The 18541-nt window shown below is 58.7% G+C and carries 16 protein-coding genes; all 16 read left to right on the top strand.

Annotated elements, in window-relative coordinates:
- Position 1: 1 nt before the first annotated feature.
- The 16 genes from tsf (at position 2) to AACY52_RS06305 (ending at position 18396) form a co-directional block, all read left to right on the top strand.
- Positions 2-865, top strand: coding sequence for a translation elongation factor Ts (gene tsf, locus AACY52_RS06380; RefSeq protein WP_314563261.1), 864 nt, complete (start codon positions 2-4; stop codon positions 863-865).
- A 210-nt stretch (positions 866-1075) separates the two neighbouring features.
- Positions 1076-1819, top strand: a complete 744-nt coding sequence (pyrH, locus tag AACY52_RS06375; protein WP_003172271.1) for a UMP kinase — start codon at positions 1076-1078, stop codon at positions 1817-1819.
- Positions 1816-2373, top strand: coding sequence for a ribosome recycling factor (gene frr, locus AACY52_RS06370; protein WP_049709667.1), 558 nt, complete (start codon positions 1816-1818; stop codon positions 2371-2373). The genes pyrH and frr overlap by 4 nt, the downstream gene beginning before the upstream one ends.
- Before the next feature lie 17 nt (positions 2374-2390).
- Positions 2391-3146, top strand: a complete 756-nt coding sequence (uppS, locus tag AACY52_RS06365) for a polyprenyl diphosphate synthase (RefSeq protein WP_339418149.1) — start codon at positions 2391-2393, stop codon at positions 3144-3146.
- Positions 3147-3953 (top strand): phosphatidate cytidylyltransferase, encoded by an 807-nt coding sequence (locus AACY52_RS06360; protein ID WP_339418148.1) that lies wholly within the window; start codon positions 3147-3149, stop codon positions 3951-3953.
- Complete coding sequence (gene ispC, locus AACY52_RS06355; protein WP_339418147.1) at positions 3950-5140, top strand: 1-deoxy-D-xylulose-5-phosphate reductoisomerase; 1191 nt, start codon at positions 3950-3952, stop codon at positions 5138-5140. The genes AACY52_RS06360 and ispC overlap by 4 nt, the downstream gene beginning before the upstream one ends.
- Before the next feature lie 53 nt (positions 5141-5193).
- On the top strand, positions 5194-6546 hold the full coding sequence (gene rseP / locus AACY52_RS06350) for a sigma E protease regulator RseP (RefSeq protein WP_339427100.1): 1353 nt from the start codon (positions 5194-5196) through the stop codon (positions 6544-6546).
- A gap of 74 nt (positions 6547-6620) precedes the next feature.
- Positions 6621-9008: an outer membrane protein assembly factor BamA gene (gene bamA, locus AACY52_RS06345; RefSeq protein ID WP_339418143.1), complete on the top strand. Its 2388-nt coding sequence runs from the start codon at positions 6621-6623 to the stop codon at positions 9006-9008.
- A 45-nt stretch (positions 9009-9053) separates the two neighbouring features.
- Positions 9054-9557, top strand: coding sequence for an OmpH family outer membrane protein (locus AACY52_RS06340; RefSeq protein WP_003189173.1), 504 nt, complete (start codon positions 9054-9056; stop codon positions 9555-9557).
- A gap of 3 nt (positions 9558-9560) precedes the next feature.
- On the top strand, positions 9561-10616 hold the full coding sequence (lpxD, locus tag AACY52_RS06335) for a UDP-3-O-(3-hydroxymyristoyl)glucosamine N-acyltransferase (RefSeq protein WP_339418141.1): 1056 nt from the start codon (positions 9561-9563) through the stop codon (positions 10614-10616).
- 111 nt (positions 10617-10727) lie between these two features.
- Positions 10728-11168, top strand: a complete 441-nt coding sequence (gene fabZ, locus AACY52_RS06330) for a 3-hydroxyacyl-ACP dehydratase FabZ (RefSeq protein ID WP_003172281.1) — start codon at positions 10728-10730, stop codon at positions 11166-11168.
- The gene (lpxA, locus tag AACY52_RS06325) at positions 11165-11941 is read left to right on the top strand and encodes an acyl-ACP--UDP-N-acetylglucosamine O-acyltransferase (protein ID WP_339418138.1); all 777 of its coding nucleotides are present in this window, start codon (positions 11165-11167) and stop codon (positions 11939-11941) included. Before fabZ ends, lpxA begins: the two co-directional genes overlap by 4 nt.
- A 2-nt stretch (positions 11942-11943) precedes the next feature.
- Positions 11944-13083, top strand: coding sequence for a lipid-A-disaccharide synthase (gene lpxB, locus AACY52_RS06320; protein WP_339418136.1), 1140 nt, complete (start codon positions 11944-11946; stop codon positions 13081-13083).
- Entirely contained in the window at positions 13080-13712 is a 633-nt protein-coding gene (gene rnhB / locus AACY52_RS06315) for a ribonuclease HII (RefSeq protein ID WP_339469472.1), read from the top strand. The genes lpxB and rnhB overlap by 4 nt, the downstream gene beginning before the upstream one ends.
- 76 nt (positions 13713-13788) lie before the next feature.
- Entirely contained in the window at positions 13789-17310 is a 3522-nt protein-coding gene (gene dnaE / locus AACY52_RS06310) for a DNA polymerase III subunit alpha (protein WP_339435890.1), read from the top strand.
- Positions 17311-17448: 138 nt separating this feature from the next.
- Positions 17449-18396, top strand: coding sequence for an acetyl-CoA carboxylase carboxyltransferase subunit alpha (locus tag AACY52_RS06305; RefSeq protein WP_339418132.1), 948 nt, complete (start codon positions 17449-17451; stop codon positions 18394-18396).
- Positions 18397-18541: the final 145 nt, after the last annotated feature.

The raw sequence follows: 18541 nt of genomic DNA, 5'->3' as shown, positions 1-18541 counted from the left end.
AATGGCAGAGATTACTGCAGCGTTGGTTAAAGAACTGCGTGAGCGTACCGGCGAAGGCATGATGGATTGCAAAAAGGCCTTGACCAAGGCCGGCGGCGACATCGAAAAAGCCATCGACGACATGCGTGCCTCGGGCGCCATCAAGGCTGCCAAGAAAGCCGGCAACGTGGCTGCCGAAGGCGCTATCGCTCTGGTTGAAGACGGTAAAGCCGCCGTTCTGCTGGAAGTGAACTCGCAGACCGACTTCCTCGCTCTGCAAGACGACTTCAAGGCATTCGTTGCTGCCAGCGTCCAGAAAGCATTCGACGACAAGCTGACCACCGTTGAGCCGCTGATCGAAGCTCAAGAAGCTGCTCGCCTGGTGCTGGTCGGCAAGGTTGGCGAAAACGTCAACATCCGTCGCCTGGTTCGCGTTGAAGGTGATGTTGTGGGTGGTTACCTGCACGGCAACAAAATCGGCGTAGCTGTTGTCCTGAAAGGCGGCAACGTTGAACTGGCCAAAGACATCGCTATGCACGTAGCGGCCAGCAACCCTGAATTCCTGCTGCCATCGGAAGTGTCCGCTGACGCCATCGAACGCGAAAAAGCCGTGTTCCTGAGCCTCAACGCTGACAAGATCGCCGGCAAGCCAGAAAACATCGTTGAAAACATGATCAAAGGCCGTATCAGCAAGTTCCTGGCTGAAGCGAGCCTGGTTGAGCAGGCGTTCGTCAAGAACCCTGAAATCAAGGTTGGCGAACTGGCAAAGAAAGCCGGTGCTGAAATCGTTTCCTTCACCTACTTTAAAGTAGGCGAAGGCATCGAGAAGCCGGTCGACAACTTCGCTGAAGAAGTTGCTGCCCAGCTGGCTGCCGCCAAGCAATAAGACAGTTTTCAACTGTCGCCCGAAAGAGGCTGCCCGCTCACGCGCGCAGCCTCTTTTCAAATGGGAAGGCCGATTTTAATTGGCATCCCTTCGGAACTGGCTTACAAAGCCGTGTTCCGATGGCGCTGTAGCAGCGTCCAGCTAGAGTGAACGCAAGCCGTAAACGGCTCGCCAAGAATTTTTAAAAATACGCCGCAGGAGAGATTCGCAATGGCTCAGCAGGGCAGTGGTTATCAGGCTCGCTATAAACGCATTCTACTCAAGCTTAGCGGCGAGGCCCTCATGGGCTCGGAAGAGTTCGGGATCGATCCCAAAGTGCTCGACCGCATGGCGCTGGAAGTCGGCCAACTGGTCGGTATCGGCGTTCAGGTCGGCCTGGTGATCGGCGGCGGTAACCTGTTTCGCGGCGCGGCACTGAGTGCGGCCGGCATGGATCGGGTCACAGGCGACCACATGGGCATGCTGGCCACTGTGATGAACGCCTTGGCCATGCGCGACGCCCTGGAGCGCGCCAATATCTCGGCTATCGTGATGTCGGCCATTTCCATGGTCGGCGTGACCGATCACTATGACCGCCGCAAAGCCATGCGCCACCTGAACGCCAAGGAAGTGGTGATCTTCGCCGCTGGCACAGGTAACCCGTTCTTCACCACCGACTCGGCAGCGTGCCTGCGCGCCATCGAGATCGATGCTGACGTGGTGCTCAAGGCGACCAAGGTAGACGGCGTGTACACCGCAGATCCATTCAAAGACCCGCATGCCGAGAAGTTCGATCATCTGACCTACGATGAAGTGCTGGATCGCAAATTGGGCGTGATGGACCTGACTGCTATTTGCCTGTGCCGCGACCACAAGATGCCACTACGCGTATTTAACATGAACAAACCCGGTGCCCTGCTGAATATCGTACACGGCGGCGCAGAAGGGACTCTGATCGAGGAAGGCCAACAATGATCAACGAAATTAAAAAAGACGCTCAAGAGCGTATGCAGAAATCCCTGGACTCCCTGAACCATGCATTTGGTCAGATTCGTACAGGCAAGGCTCACCCAAGCATTCTGGGCAGCGTGATGGTGCCGTATTACGGCGCAGATACCTCCATCACCCAAGTGGCCAACATCACCGTAAAAGACTCGCGCACCCTGCAAGTCGTCGCCTTTGAGCGCAACATGCTCGGCGCCGTCGACAAGGCTATCCAGAGCGCCGGTCTGAACCTCAACCCGACCAACCTGGGCGAGTTGCTGCTGATTTCCATGCCAGCCCTGACTGAAGAAACCCGCAAGGGCTTCACCAAGCAGGCGCGCAGCGCAGCTGAAGATGCGCGGGTTGCCGTGCGCAACATTCGTCGTGATGCCTTGGGTGATCTGAAGAAATTGGTCAAGGACAAGGAAATCAGCGAAGACGAAGAGCGCCGTGCCGTTGCTGATATCGACAAACTGACCAAAGATGCCGAGGCCCAGATCACCAAGGCCACGGAAGAAAAAGAAAAGGACCTGATGGCCGTATAAGGGGTCAGGACGCCTTCATGGAAAAGACCAAGCAGACTGTACCCTCCGTGGTGCCGCGCCATGTCGCGATCATCATGGATGGGAATAATCGCTGGGCGAAAAAGCGCTTTATGCCGGGTGTCGCCGGGCATAAAGCGGGTGTCGATGCGGTAAGGGCTGTGATTGAAGTGTGTGCCGAGGCCAAGGTCGAAGTGTTGACTTTGTTCGCCTTCTCCAGTGAGAACTGGCAGCGGCCCGCCGAAGAAGTCAGTGCCTTGATGGACCTGTTCTTCAAGGCCTTGCGTCGTGAGGCCAAGCGCCTCAACGACAACAACATCAGCCTGCGTATCATTGGTGATCGCTCGCGCTTCCATCCGGAACTGCAAGCCGCCATGCGCGAAGCCGAGGCCATTACCGCTGGCGCCGAGCGTTTTGTGCTGCAGATCGCAGCCAATTACGGTGGCCAGTGGGATATCGCCCAGGCCGCGCAACGGCTGGCCCGCGAAGTGCAGGCCGGCCATCTGCGTCCCGACGACATTACGCCCGAACTGTTGCAAACCTGCCTGGTCACCGGCGACCTGCCGTTGCCTGACTTGTGCATCCGTACCGGTGGTGAGCACCGCATCAGCAATTTCCTGTTGTGGCAGTTGGCCTATACCGAGCTGTACTTCTCCGACCTGTTCTGGCCGGACTTCAAACACGATGCCATGCGTAAAGCACTGGCCGATTTCGCTTCCCGTCAGCGTCGCTTCGGTAAAACGAGCGAGCAGATCGAAGCTGGAGCCCGGGTTTAAATGCTTAAACAACGAATCATCACAGCACTGATCCTGTTGCCGATTGCCTTGTGTGGGTTTTTCCTGCTCGAGGGTTCCGGCTTTGCGCTGTTTATCGGCCTGGTCGTCACCCTGGGTGCCTGGGAGTGGGCGCGCCTGGCGGGTTTCAGCGCGCAATTGCCGCGTGTGGTGTATGCCACTGTCGTGGCTGCCCTGGCGTTTCTCTTGTACATCCTGCCGGACCTTGCGCCTTGGGTGTTGGGGGCGGCAGTGTTGTGGTGGGCACTGGCGACGTTCCTGGTGTTGACCTATCCGCGTACCAGTGGCCAATGGTCCACCGTTGCCTGCAAGTTGGTGATTGGTTTGTTGATCCTCTTGCCTGCGTGGCAAGGGCTGGTGGAAATCAAGCGTTACCCAATGGGTAACTGGTTGATTCTGGCCGTGATGGTGCTGGTCTGGGGCGCTGATATCGGTGCCTACTTTTCCGGCCGGGCCTTCGGCAAGCGCAAGCTGGCGCCGGCGGTCAGTCCGGGCAAGAGCTGGGAAGGCGTTTACGGCGGCCTGGCACTAACGCTGGTGATCACGCTGGTAGTGGGTGTCGTGCGTGGCTGGTCGGTGAAGGAAATCTTCCTGGCGCTGTTGGCCACGGCCATCGTGGTGTTCATTTCGGTGGTGGGTGACCTCACTGAAAGCATGTTTAAGCGCCAGGCCGGGATCAAGGACAGTAGCAACCTGCTGCCGGGCCATGGCGGCGTGCTGGACCGCATCGACAGCTTGACCGCGGCCATTCCGATCTTCGCCGTGCTGTTGTGGATGACGGCTTCGTGAGCCGCCTGCAACAAATAACCGTGCTGGGTGCGACGGGGTCGGTAGGGCTGAGTACCCTTGACGTGATTGCGCGTCATCCTGATCGCTATCAGGTCTTCGCCCTCACCGGGTTTACCCGCTTGAGCGAGCTGCTGGCTTTGTGCGTGCGTCATTCGCCGCGCTTTGCCGTGGTGCCTGAAGCGGCCGCGGCTCGTGGCCTGCAGGATGATCTGCGGGCTGCCGGGCTTGCCACTCAGGTGTTGGTCGGGGAGGAGGGGTTGTGCCAGGTCTCGGCCGACGCTGACGTGGATACCGTGGTTGCCGCTATTGTCGGTGCGGCCGGTTTGCGTCCGACCCTGGCTGCTGTCGATGCCGGCAAGAAGATCCTGCTGGCCAATAAAGAAGCGCTGGTGATGTCTGGTGCACTCTTTATGCAGGCGGTGCGCAAAAGCGGCGCCGTGTTGCTGCCCCTCGATAGCGAGCACAATGCGATTTTCCAATGCATGCCGGGTGACTACGCCCGGGGCTTGAGTCAGGTTGGCGTGCGTCGGATTCTGCTGACGGCGTCTGGTGGTCCTTTCCGGCAAACTCCGTTGGCTGAGTTGGAAGATGTGTCGCCTGACCAGGCGTGCGCTCATCCGAACTGGTCCATGGGGCGCAAGATCTCGGTTGATTCGGCGAGCATGATGAACAAGGGTCTTGAGTTGATCGAGGCGTGCTGGCTGTTCGATGCGCGCCCGGATCAGGTCGAGGTGGTGATTCACCCGCAAAGTGTGATTCATTCGCTGGTTGATTACGTGGACGGTTCGGTATTGGCGCAGTTGGGCAATCCCGATATGCGCACGCCCATCGCCAATGCCTTGGCCTGGCCGGAGCGGATTGACTCCGGTGTGGCGCCGTTGGACCTGTTTGCCGTGGCCCGTCTGGACTTCGAGGCGCCGGACGAGCAGCGCTTTCCTTGCCTGCGCCTGGCGCGGCAAGCTGCCGAAGCGGGTAACAGCGCGCCGGCGATGCTGAATGCCGCGAATGAAGTGGCTGTGGCAGCGTTTCTCGAACGGCGCATCCGCTTTCCGCAGATCGCGAGTATCATCGAGGGCGTCCTAGCGCTTGAACCTGTAGTGGCGGTGAATGATCTGGGGGCGGTATTCGAGGCTGATGCCAAGGCTCGAGCCCTGGCTGAGCAATGGTTGAGCCGGAACGCGCGTTAGTCTTTGGGCGGGTTTGAGCCTTTAGGCACTGGATTGGAATGCGGAGAAATTAGATGAGTGCGCTTTACATGATCGTCGGCACCCTGGTTGCTCTGGGTGTGCTGGTTACCTTCCACGAATTCGGCCATTTCTGGGTCGCGCGTCGTTGCGGCGTCAAGGTACTGCGCTTTTCCGTCGGTTTCGGCATGCCGCTGTTGCGCTGGCGTGACCGCCAAGGCACCGAATTCGTGATTGCCGCCATCCCGCTGGGTGGCTACGTCAAGATGCTCGATGAGCGCGAAGGCGAAGTGCCGGCAGATCAGTTGGACCAATCCTTCAATCGCAAGACCGTTCGTCAGCGTATCGCCATTGTTGCCGCTGGCCCGATCGCCAACTTCCTGTTGGCGATGGTGTTCTTCTGGGTCCTCGCCATGCTGGGCAGCCAGCAGGTGCGTCCGGTCATCGGTGCGGTCGAGTCGGACAGTATTGCCGCTAAAGCCGGCCTGGTTGCCGGGCAAGAAATTGTTTCCATTGATGGCGAGCCCACCACAGGTTGGGGTGCGGTCAATCTGCAGTTGGTGCGCCGCCTGGGCGAAAGCGGCATCGTCAATGTGGTGGTGCGTGAGCAGGACTCGACTACCGAAACCCCGCGTGATCTGACCCTCGACCACTGGCTCAAGGGCGCTGATGAACCTGATCCGATCAAGTCCCTGGGCATACGTCCATGGCGTCCGGCCTTGCCGCCAGTCCTGGCGGAGCTCGATCCGAAAGGTCCGGCCCAGGCCGCTGGCCTGAAAACAGGCGATCGGCTGTTGGCCCTCGATGGACAGGCGCTGGGCGACTGGCAGCAAGTAGTCGACCTGGTTCGTGTACGTCCTGATACTAAAATTCTGCTGAAAGTTGAGCGCGACGGTGCTCAAATCGACGTCCCTGTGACCTTGTCTGTTCGCGGGGAAGCCAAGGCGGCCGGGGGTTACCTCGGTGCCGGAGTCAAAGGTGTCGACTGGCCGCCATCGATGGTGCGTGAGGTCAGCTTCGGGCCGTTGGCAGCAATTGGCGAGGGTGCAAAACGCACTTGGACCATGAGTGTGCTGACCCTGGAATCCCTCAAGAAAATGTTGTTCGGCGAGCTCTCGGTAAAAAACTTGAGTGGACCGATAACCATTGCTAAAGTGGCGGGCGCTTCTGCCCAGTCGGGTGTCGCGGATTTCCTGAATTTCCTGGCTTATCTGAGTATTAGCCTGGGTGTTCTGAATTTGTTGCCCATTCCAGTATTGGATGGGGGGCATCTGTTGTTTTATCTGGTCGAGTGGGTGCGTGGTCGCCCCTTGTCGGATCGGGTGCAGGGTTGGGGGATACAGATCGGTATCAGTTTGGTGGTCGGGGTGATGTTATTAGCCTTGGTCAACGATCTGGGTCGACTGTAACGCTTCGCTGAATTGCGAATCTGCCGCATTTTGCGGCAGTTTGTTTATTGCCAGTTGGAATAAGAAAGGACTTCATGAAACGTCTGCTGCTAACTGCGGTTCTCACCGTATTGATGATCGCCGAAGTTCACGCCGAGTCCTTCACCATCTCCGATATTCGCGTCAACGGCCTCCAGCGGGTTTCCGCCGGTAGCGTCTTTGGTGCGTTACCGTTGAACGTCGGTGAACAGGCTGATGACCGTCGCCTGGTGGAGTCCACTCGTGCGCTGTTCAAAACCGGTTTCTTTCAAGACATCCAACTGGGGCGTGAAGGCAACGTCCTGGTCATCACCGTTGTCGAGCGACCTTCCGTCGCCAGTATCGAGATCGAAGGCAACAAGGCGATCTCTACTGAAGACTTGATGAAAGGTCTGAAGCAATCCGGCCTGGCCGAAGGCGAGATCTTCCAACGCGCCACCCTTGAAGGTGTGCGTAACGAGCTGCAACGCCAGTACGTTGCCCAAGGCCGCTACTCCGCCACCGTGGAAACGGAAGTGGTGCCGCAGCCGCGTAACCGTGTGGGCCTCAAGGTCAACATCAACGAAGGCACCGTGGCGGCGATCCAGCACATCAACGTGGTGGGTAATACCAAGTTCGCTGATGAAGACCTGATCGACCTGTTCGAGCTCAAGACCACCAACTGGCTGTCGTTCTTCAAGAACGATGACAAGTACGCCCGCGAGAAACTGTCTGGTGACTTGGAACGCCTGCGTTCCTACTACCTGGACCGTGGCTATATCAACATGGATATCGCCTCGACCCAGGTCTCCATCACCCCGGACAAGAAACACGTCTACATCACAGTCAACGTCAACGAAGGCGAGAAGTACAAGGTTCGTGATGTCAAGCTGAGCGGCGACCTGAAAGTGCCTGAAGACCAGGTCAAGGCGCTGCTGCTGGTGCAGAAAGACCAGGTGTTCTCCCGCAAGCTGATGACCACCACGTCAGAACTGATCACTCGCCGCCTGGGTAACGAAGGCTATACCTTCGCCAACGTCAACGGCGTGCCGACTCCGCATGATGATGACCACACCGTGGACATCACTTTCGTCGTCGATCCCGGCAAACGTGCCTACGTGAACCGCATCAACTTCCGTGGCAACACCAAGTCAGCGGACGAAGTGCTGCGTCGTGAAATGCGTCAGATGGAAGGTGGCTGGGCGTCGACTTACCTGATCGACCAGTCCAAGACCCGTCTTGAACGCCTGGGCTTCTTCAAGGAAGTCAACGTCGAAACCCCGGCCGTACCGGGTGTTGATGACCAGGTTGACGTGAACTACGCCGTGGAAGAACAAGCCTCGGGCTCGATCACCGCCAGTGTCGGCTTCGCACAAAGTGCCGGTCTGATCCTTGGTGGCTCCATCACCCAGAACAACTTCCTGGGTACCGGTAACCGCGTGTCTATCGGCCTGACCCGAAGCGAATACCAGAGCCGATATAACTTCGGTTATACCGACCCCTACTGGACTGCTGATGGTGTGAGCCTGGGCTACAACGCCTTCTACCGCACCACCGACTACAAAGACCTCGACGTTGACGTTGCAAGCTATGCGATCGACAGCCTCGGTGCCGGTGTCAACGTTGGTTACCCGATCAGCGAGACGTCGCGCCTGACCTTCGGCCTGACTGCGCAACAGGATGAGATCAAGACCGGTGTCTACACCGTGGATGAAATCTTTGACTTCACCCGTCGTGAAGGTGACAAGTTCCTGAACTTCAAGGCATCTGCTGGCTGGTCCGAGTCGACCCTGAACAAAGGGGTGCTGGCAACCCGTGGCCATTCCCAGAGCCTGACTGCGGAAGTCACCACGCCGGGCAGCGACCTGTCGTTCTTCAAGCTCGACTACCGTGGCCAACTGTTCACGCCGTTGAGCGACAACTACACCATGCGCCTGCACACTGAATTGGGTTATGGCGATGGTTATGGTTCCACCAACGGTCTACCTTTCTACGAGAACTACTACGCGGGTGGCTTCAACTCCGTACGTGGTTTCAAAGACAGCACCCTGGGTCCACGTGGTACCCCAAGCCGTGGTGTTGGTGTAACCGGTAACCAAGGCACTGTGGCTGACTCCGACAACGATCCGCTGCCGTTCGGTGGTAACGTGCTGATCCAGGGTGGTGCCGAGATCCTGTTCCCGCTGCCGTTCGTCAAGGATCAGCGTTCCCTGCGGACCTCGGTCTTCTGGGACGTGGGTAACGTGTTCGACTCCAAGTGCGAGCAGATTCGTAACCCGAGCGGCTTGAAGTCCAACACCCAGTGCAACGATGTGAGCCTCAGTAACTTGGCGAGCTCCGTGGGCTTGGGTGTGACCTGGGTGACTGCGCTGGGCCCGTTGAGCTTCGCGCTGGCCATGCCGATCAAGAAACCGGATAACGCTGAAACCCAGATTTTCCAATTCTCCCTCGGCCAGACGTTCTAAGCGTCTGACCTAAGATAACGACAACGGATTCTGTAGGAGTACATCGTGCGTAAGTTGACTCAATTGGTTTTGCTGGCCACTGTGCTGGTAACCACCCCGGCCTTCGCCGAAATGAAAATCGCCGTCCTGAACTATCAGATGGCGCTGTTGGAATCCGACGCGGCCAAGCGTTATGCCGTGGATGCCGAGAAGAAATTCGGTCCGCAACTGACCAAACTCAAGACCCTGGAAAGCAGCGCCAAGGGCATCCAGGATCGTCTGGTAGCCGGTGGCGACAAGATGCAGCAAGGCGAGCGCGAGCGTCTGGAGCTTGAATTCAAGCAAAAGGCCCGTGACTACCAGTTCCAGTCCAAGGAGCTGAACGAAGCCAAAGCGGTTGCTGACCGTGAAATGCTGAAACAGCTGAAGCCGAAACTCGACAGCGCCGTGGAAGAAGTCATCAAGAAAGGTGCCTTTGACCTGGTGTTCGAGCGTGGCGCGGTTATCGACGTCAAGCCTCAATATGACATCACCCGCCAGGTGATCGAGCGCATGAACCAGCTGAAGTAAGCCATGACCGCGACTATCAAGCTCGGCGAGTTGGCCGAGTTCCTGGGGGCCACCTTAAATGGCTCCCCGGAGAAAGAAATCACTGGGCTAGCCACCTTGCAGGAGGCTGGCCCAGCTCAGTTGAGCTTCCTCGCAAACCCTCAATACCGTAAATACCTGGTCGAGAGCCAAGCCGCCGCCGTGTTGCTGAAAGCTGCTGACGCCGAAGGGTTTGCAGGGGACTCGCTGGTGGTGCCCGACCCGTACCTCGCTTATGCCCGGGTGTCGCACCTGTTCGATCCGAAACCAAGGGCCGCAGCCGGTATTCATTCGTCTGCGGTCATCGCCGATGATGCTCAGGTTGATCCTGCGGCCAGCATTGGCGCCTTTGCGGTGATCGAGAGCGGTGCGCGCATTGCAGCAGGTGTGACCATTGGTGCCCATTGCTTTATCGGCGCGCGCTGCGAGATCGGCGCTGACGGTTGGCTCGCACCGCGCGTAACCCTGTACCACGATGTGCGTATCGGTGAGCGTGTGGTCATCCAATCGGGTGCGGTGATCGGGGGGGAAGGCTTCGGCTTCGCCAACGCCAAGGGTATCTGGAACAAGATTGCCCAGGTCGGCGGCGTATTGATCGGCGACGACGTGGAAATTGGCGTCAACACTGCTGTTGATCGCGGGGCCCTGGCCGATACCGTGATCGGCAACGGCGTGAAGCTCGACAACCAGATTCAGATCGCCCACAACGTGCAGATTGGTGATCACACTGCCATGGCAGCGTGTGTGGGCATTTCCGGCAGCACCAGGATCGGCAAGCATTGCATGCTCGCCGGTGGCGTAGGGCTGGTGGGGCATATCGATATTTGCGACAACGTCTTCATCACCGGCATGACCATGGTTACCCACTCGATTACCGAGCCAGGGGCCTACTCATCCGGTACCGCCATGCAGCCTGCGGCTGAATGGCGCAAGAGCGCAGCACGGTTGAGGCAGCTCGACGACATGGCTCGACGTCTCAAACAGCTGGAAAAGCGTGTTGGGGACGTGACCCCTGGCGGTAATGCTTCATCAGAAGGCTGATACCATTTCCATATCAAGTGTGCACAGCCGCTAGACTGCCTCCTTGATTTGCTAGCGGGGCGTGCGTTTAGTTCGCCCGCCCCCAATCTTTATTACAGGCTTCCCCCCGAAATGATGGACATCAACGAGATTCGCGAATACCTGCCTCACCGTTACCCGTTCCTGCTGGTGGACCGCGTAGTGGACCTCAACGTCGAGGAAAAGCGCATTCGTGCCTACAAGAATGTCAGCATCAACGAACCGTTCTTCAACGGTCACTTTCCCGCGCATCCAATCATGCCGGGCGTGCTGATCATCGAAGCGATGGCCCAGGCTGCCGGTATCCTTGGTTTCAAAATGCTCGACCTCAAGCCTGCCGACGGCACACTCTACTATTTCGTGGGGTCCGATAAGTTGCGTTTTCGCAACCCGGTCACCCCGGGTGACCAGTTGATCCTGGAAGCCAAGTTCATCAGTTGCAAGCGCCAGATCTGGAAGTTCGAATGCCAGGCTTCGGTGGACGGCAAGCCTGTGTGCTCCGCCGAAATCATCTGTGCGGAACGCAAACTATGAGTTTGATTGACCCTCGCGCAATCATCGATCCGTCGGCCGTACTGGCCGCCGACGTTGAGGTCGGCCCCTGGTCGATCATCGGCGCAGGTGTGGAAATCGGCGAGGGGACTGTCATCGGGCCGCACGTGATCCTTAAAGGTCCGACCCGTATTGGCAAACACAATCGTATCTACCAGTTTTCCTCGGTAGGCGAAGACACCCCGGACATGAAGTACAAGGGTGAAGAAACACGCCTGGTAATCGGTGATCACAACATCATTCGTGAAGGCGTGACCATTCACCGTGGCACCGTGCAAGATCGGGCCGAGACCACCCTGGGTGATCACAACCTGGTCATGGCCTACGCGCACATCGGCCACGACAGCGTCATCGGCAACCACTGCATCCTGGTCAACAACACGGCGTTAGCCGGCCATGTGCACGTCGACGATTGGGCGATCCTCTCCGGATTCACCCTGGTGCATCAGTACTGCCATATCGGCGCACACAGCTTTTCCGGCATGGGTACCGCCATCGGCAAGGATGTTCCGGCGTTCGTCACAGTATTTGGCAACCCGGCCGAAGCTCGCAGCATGAACTTCGAAGGCATGCGCCGTCGTGGTTTCAGCGAAGAGGCCATCCACGCCCTGCGCCGTGCCTACAAGGTGGTTTATCGCCAGGGGCTTACCGTGGATCAGGCGTTGACGCAATTGGCCGAGCCATCGACGTTGTTCCCGGAAGTCGCGGTGTTCCGTGACTCTATCCAGGCGTCGACTCGCGGCATCACCCGCTAATCATGGCTAATCTGCGTATTGCGCTGGTGGCCGGAGAAGCTTCCGGTGACATTCTGGGCGCGGGTCTTATGCGGGCCCTCAAGGCCCAGCACCCTGCGGTGGAATTTATGGGTGTCGGCGGCCCGCTGATGCAGGCCGAAGGGCTCACGTCCTACTTTCCCATGGAGCGGCTATCGGTCATGGGGTTGGTGGAAGTGCTGGGCCGTCTGCGTGAGCTGCTGGCTCGCCGCAAGCTGCTGATCCAGACCCTCATCGAAGAGAAACCCGATGTTTTCATCGGGATCGACGCACCGGACTTCACCCTTAATATCGAGCTCAAGTTACGTCAGGCCGGGATCAAGACCGTGCACTACGTCAGCCCCTCCGTGTGGGCATGGCGTCAGAAGCGCGTACTGAAGATCCGCGAAGGCTGTGACTTGATGCTGACCCTGCTGCCGTTCGAAGCCAGGTTCTACGAAGAAAAGGGCGTGCCGGTGCGATTTGTCGGTCACACCCTGGCCGACACCATCCCTTTGCACGCTGATCGCACAGCCGCGCGCGCCGAGCTGGGTCTGCCTGACGGTCCGCTGGTGGCGCTGATGCCGGGCAGCCGTGGCGGCGAAGTCGGCCGCCTGGCTGCGGTGTTCTTCGATGCTGCCGAGCGCCTGCAAGCCTTGAAGCCAGGCGTACGTTTCGTGCTGCCCTGCGCGAGCCCGCAGCGGCGTGCGCAGATCGAGGCCCTATTGGACGGTCGCAACCTGCCGGTGACCTTGCTCGACGGCCAATCGCACCTGGCCCTGGCGGCCTGTAATGCCGTGCTGATCGCCTCGGGTACGGCCACCCTGGAGGCCTTGCTGTACAAGCGTCCGATGGTCGTGGCCTATCGCCTGGCGCCGCTGACCTTCTGGATTCTCAAGCGCATGGTCAAAAGCCCTTACATCTCCCTGCCCAACCTGCTGGCCCAGCGCCTGTTGGTGCCGGAGTTGTTGCAGGACGATGCAACGCCTGAGGCCTTGGCACAAACTCTACTACCCTTGATCGACGGCGGCGAAGAGCAGACCCGCGGTTTTGACGACATTCACTGCACCTTGCGCCGTGATGCCTCGAACCAGGCGGCGGACGCCGTGTTGACCTTGATCGGCAAGAAACAGGAAGCTTTATGACCAAGCAAATCGGCCTGGATTTCAGCCTGGTTGCCGAAGCCCACGAACTGGTGGCCGGTGTTGACGAGGTCGGGCGCGGGCCTTTGTGCGGCGCTGTCGTCACGGCGGCGGTGATTCTCGATCCGAACCGCCCGATTCTCGGCCTCAACGACTCGAAGAAACTCACCGAAGCGCGCCGCGAAAAGCTCTACGACGAGATTATTGAGAAGGCCCTCAGCTGGCATATTGCTCGGGCCGAAGTCGAGGAAATCGACGCGTTGAACATCCTTCACGCCACCATGCTTGCCATGCAGCGTGCAGTAGAAGGCCTGCACATCACGCCCAAAATGGCGATGATCGACGGCAACCGCTGCCCAAAATTGGCCATGCCGGCGGAAGCGGTGGTGAAGGGCGATAGCAAGGTGCCTGCGATTGCGGCAGCGTCAATCCTGGCTAAAGTCAGCCGCGATCGTGAAATGGCTGCTTTCGAATTGATCTACCCCGGCTACGGCATTGGCGGCCATAAAGGCTACCCGACCCCCGTTCATCTGGAAGCCCTGGCTCGCCTCGGCCCGACGCCGATCCACCGCCGCTCGTTCGCCCCCGTACGCCAGGCTTATGAGCTGCGAGAGAGTCTCAGCGAGGTGTAGTCGCGAGGCTGATGTTTTTGCCAAGGCCCGGTACAATCCCGGGCCTTGTTGTTTCTACGTTTAAGACAGGATCACTATGCCGGCTTCATTCGTTCACCTGCGCCTGCACACTGAATACTCCCTGGTTGACGGCCTGGTACGGATCAAACCGCTGGTCAAAACCCTGGTGGGCATGAACATGCCTGCCGTGGCGGTTACCGATCAGAACAACATGTGTTCCCTGGTCAAATTCTATAAAAACGCCATGGGCGCCGGCATCAAGCCGATCTGCGGCGCCGACCTGTGGTTGTCCAACAAAGATCCGGATAACGCCCTTAGCCGTATCAGTCTGCTGGCGATGAACGGCGTGGGTTATCGCAACCTCACCGAACTGATTTCCCGTGGCTTTATCGACGGCCAGCGCAACGGTTCGATCATCATCGAGCGCGAGTGGGTCGCCGAGGCCAGCGAAGGGCTGATCATGCTGTCGGCCGCTAAAGAGGGTGAGATCGGTCTCGCGCTACTCGGCGGCAATCCTCAAGAGGCTGAAGTGCTGGCCCGCGAGTGGATGCAGGTTTTTCCCGACCGTCTCTACTTGGAAGTCCAGCGCACCAACCGCCCCAACGACGAAGAGCACCTGCACGCCGCCGTGGCCCTGGCCGATAAGCTGGGCGCGCCGTTGGTAGCGACCAACGATGTGCGCTTCATCAAGAAAGAAGATTTCGAAGCCCACGAAACCCGCGTGTGCATCGGCGAGGGCCGGGCTCTGGATGACCCGCGACGCTCGAAGAACTTCAGCGAAGAGCAATACCTCAAAAGTGCCGACGAGATGGCCGAGCTGTTCAGCGACCTGCCCGAGGCCCTGGAAAACTCTGTCGAAATTGCCAAGCGTTGCAACATTGAAGTGAAGCTGGGCAAGCACTTCCTGCCCAACTTCCCGATTCCCGATGGCATGACCATCGATGAGTACTTCCGCAAGGTGTCGTTCGACGGCTTGGAAGAGCGCCTCAGTGTGCTGTTGCCCAAGGACACCACTGAGGATTACGAGGCCAAGCGCCAGGTCTATGTCGACCGGCTGAATTTCGAGCTGGATATCATCATCCAGATGGGGTTCCCCGGTTACTTCCTGATCGTAATGGACTTTATCCAGTGGGCCAAAAGCAACGGTGTGCCGGTAGGCCCGGGCCGGGGGTCGGGTGCTGGCTCGCTGGTTGCTTACGTACAGAAGATTACCGATCTCGACCCGCTGGAATATGACCTGCTGTTCGAACGGTTCCTGAACCCGGAACGGGTTTCCATGCCCGACTTCGACGTCGACTTCTGCATGGATGGTCGCGACCGCGTCATTGAGTACGTGGCCGAGAAATACGGCCGCAACGCGGTAAGCCAGATCATCACCTTCGGTTCCATGGCTGCCAAGGCTGTAATCCGCGACGTTGCGCGGGTGCAGGGCAAGTCCTACGGCCTGGCGGATCGCCTGTCGAAGATGATTCCGTTCGAAGTCGGCATGACCCTGGAAAAGGCCTACGAGCAGGAAGAGATCCTGCGTGACTTCATCAAGATCGATGAAGAAGCCGCCGAAATCTGGGACATGGCGCGCAAGCTCGAAGGCGTGGTGCGTAACGTCGGTAAACACGCCGGTGGTGTGGTTATCGCGCCTACAAAGCTCACCGACTTTTCGCCGATCTATTGCGATGAAGAAGGCGGTGGCCTGGTCACCCAGTTCGACAAGGACGACGTCGAGGCGGCCGGCCTGGTGAAGTTCGACTTCCTCGGCCTGCGCACGCTGACGATCATCGACTGGGCGCTCAAGACGATCAACCGTGAGCGTGCCAAGGTTGACGAAGAGCCGCTGGATATTGCGTTCATCCCGCTGGACGACAAGCCGACCTACCAGTTGCTGCAAAAGGCCGAAACCACGGCGGTGTTCCAGCTTGAGTCGCGCGGTATGAAAGAGCTGATCAAAAAGCTCAAGCCCGACTGCCTGGAAGACTTGATCGCACTGGTGGCGCTGTTCCGTCCGGGCCCGCTGCAATCGGGCATGGTGGACGACTTCATCAACCGTAAGCACGGTCGCGCCGAGCTGGCATATCCGCACTCCGACTACCAATACGAAGGCCTCAAGCCGGTATTGGCGCCGACCTACGGCATCATCCTGTATCAGGAACAGGTGATGCAGATCGCCCAGGTGATGGCCGGTTACACCCTCGGTGGTGCGGACATGCTGCGTCGCGCCATGGGTAAGAAAAAACCCGAGGAAATGGCCAAGCAGCGCGGCGGTTTCATTGAAGGTTGCGCCACCAACAATATTGACGCTGACCTGGCCGGTAACATTTTCGACCTGGTAGAAAAATTCGCCGGTTACGGCTTTAACAAATCCCACTCCGCCGCCTACGGCCTGGTGTCGTACCAGACTGCCTGGCTGAAGGCTCACTACCCGGCGCCGTTCATGGCTGCGGTACTTTCGGCGGATATGCACAACACCGACAAGGTTGTGACCTTGATCGAGGAAGTGCGCACCATGAAACTGCGCCTCGACGCACCGGACGTGAACGCCTCGGAGTTCAAGTTCACGGTGAACGACGAAGGTCGCATCATCTATGGCCTGGGCGCGATCAAAGGCGTGGGCGAAGGCCCGGTGGAAGCCATCACCGAAGCGCGCCAGGACGGGCCTTTCAAGGACTTGTTCGACTTCTGTGCAAGGGTTGACCTCAAGCGCATCAACAAGCGAACCCTCGATGGGCTGATCCGTAGTGGTGCACTCGACCGCCTCGGCCCCTATTTCCATGATGAGCCGAAGGCTTACCAGGCGAATATCGACCGTAACCGCGCCGTGTTGCTCACTGCGATGGAAGAGGCGATCAAGGCTGCCGAGCAGACTGCCCGCACCCATGACAGTGGCCATGCCGACCTGTTTGGCGGATTGTTCGTCGAGGAAGACGCGGATGTGTACGCCAACCACCGCAAGGCCAAGGACCTGACCCTGAAGGAGCGCCTCAAGGGTGAGAAAGACACCTTGGGCCTTTACCTCACCGGCCACCCGATTGATGAGTACGAAGGTGAAATCCGGCGGTTCGCCCGCCAGCGCATCATCGACCTGAAACCGGCGCGGGATACGCAGACCGTCGCCGGTATGATCATCGCCCTGCGGGTGATGAAAAACAAAAAGGGCGACAAGATGGGCTTTATCACTCTCGACGACCGTTCGGGCCGCATCGAAGCGTCGCTGTTTGCCGATGCGTTCCACTCCGCGCAGTCGCTGCTGCAGACTGACGCCATGGTGGTGGTGGAAGGGGAGGTCAGCAACGATGACTTCTCCGGCGGCCTGCGGCTGCGGATCAAGCGCGTGATGAGCATGGAAGATGCGCGCACCAATTTGGCCGAGAGCTTGCGCTTGAAGGTGAAAACCGAAGCGCTCAAGGGCGATCAGCTACGCTGGTTGGGCGACCTGCTCAAACGCCACCGTGGCGCGTGCCCGGTGACTATGGAGTACACCGGCAATGACGCCAAGGCCATGTTGCAGTTTGGCGAGACCTGGCGAATTGATCCTGCGGATGGCTTGATTCAAGCATTGCGTGACCAGTTCGGCCGTGACAACGTCTTTCTCCAATACCGTTGACGGTCAGGCATTAATATTTAGCCTGATCTCGGCGAAACATTTAATCTCGACCTAGACGCGCCTCTCCCTTAAGGTAGGGCGCGAATAGACAACCGGCTGGCCAGGCACTCCTTGGCCGTCGACCCAAGACGGACGCTTATGAACCCGAATTTTCTTGATTTCGAACAGCCGATCGCTGACCTGCAAGCCAAGATTGAAGAACTGCGCCTGGTCGGCAATGACAATTCGCTGAATATCGGCGATGAGATCGCTCGCCTGCAAGACAAGAGCAGCACGCTCACCGAGGATATCTTCGGCAAGCTGACCAGCTGGCAGATCGCGCGTTTGGCTCGCCACCCGCGTCGTCCGTACACCCTGGACTACATTCAGCACATCTTCACCGAGTTCGACGAGCTGCACGGCGACCGCCACTTCTCCGACGACGCGGCCATCGTGGGCGGTATCGCTCGCCTGGACGACCAGCCGGTGATGGTGATCGGTCACCAGAAAGGCCGTGAAGTGCGCGAGAAAGTTCGCCGCAACTTCGGCATGCCGCGTCCGGAAGGCTACCGCAAGGCGTGCCGCCTGATGGAAATGGCCGAGCGTTTCAAAATGCCGATCCTGACCTTCATCGACACGCCGGGTGCTTATCCGGGTATCGACGCTGAAGAGCGCAACCAGAGCGAAGCAATCGCCTGGAACCTGCGCGTCATGTCGCGCCTCAAAACCCCGATCATCGCTACCGTGATTGGTGAAGGTGGTTCCGGTGGCGCACTGGCCATTGGCGTGTGCGATCAGTTGAACATGCTGCAATACTCGACCTACGCGGTGATCTCACCGGAAGGTTGCGCTTCGATTCTGTGGAAAACCGCTGAAAAAGCGCCGGACGCTGCTGAAGCGATGGGTATCACCGCTGATCGCCTCAAGGGCCTGGGCATTGTCGACAAAGTGATCGCCGAGCCATTGGGCGGCGCTCATCGTGATCCGACTGCTGCTGCCGCGACTATTCGTGCCGAGCTGGGTTCGCAACTGGCGATGCTCAAGAAGCTGGATAACGAAGCGCTGTTGGCCCGTCGTTATGAGCGTCTGATGAGCTACGGTCTCTGATCAACTACTGATCTGGCAGACATTGCTGTACTGATGTGGGAGCGGGCTTACTCGCGAAAGCGGTGAATCAGTCAATATATCCGGTGACTGACACCACGCTTTCGCGAGTAAGCCCGCTCCCACATTTGCTTTGTGTATGCTGGGC

It is taken from the genome of Pseudomonas sp. EA_65y_Pfl1_P113 (genome assembly GCF_963970525.1).
GTDB lineage: Bacteria > Pseudomonadota > Gammaproteobacteria > Pseudomonadales > Pseudomonadaceae > Aquipseudomonas > Aquipseudomonas tritici.
The sequence above is the reverse complement of the archived record's forward strand: the minus strand, read 5'-3'. Positions and strand labels throughout refer to the sequence as shown.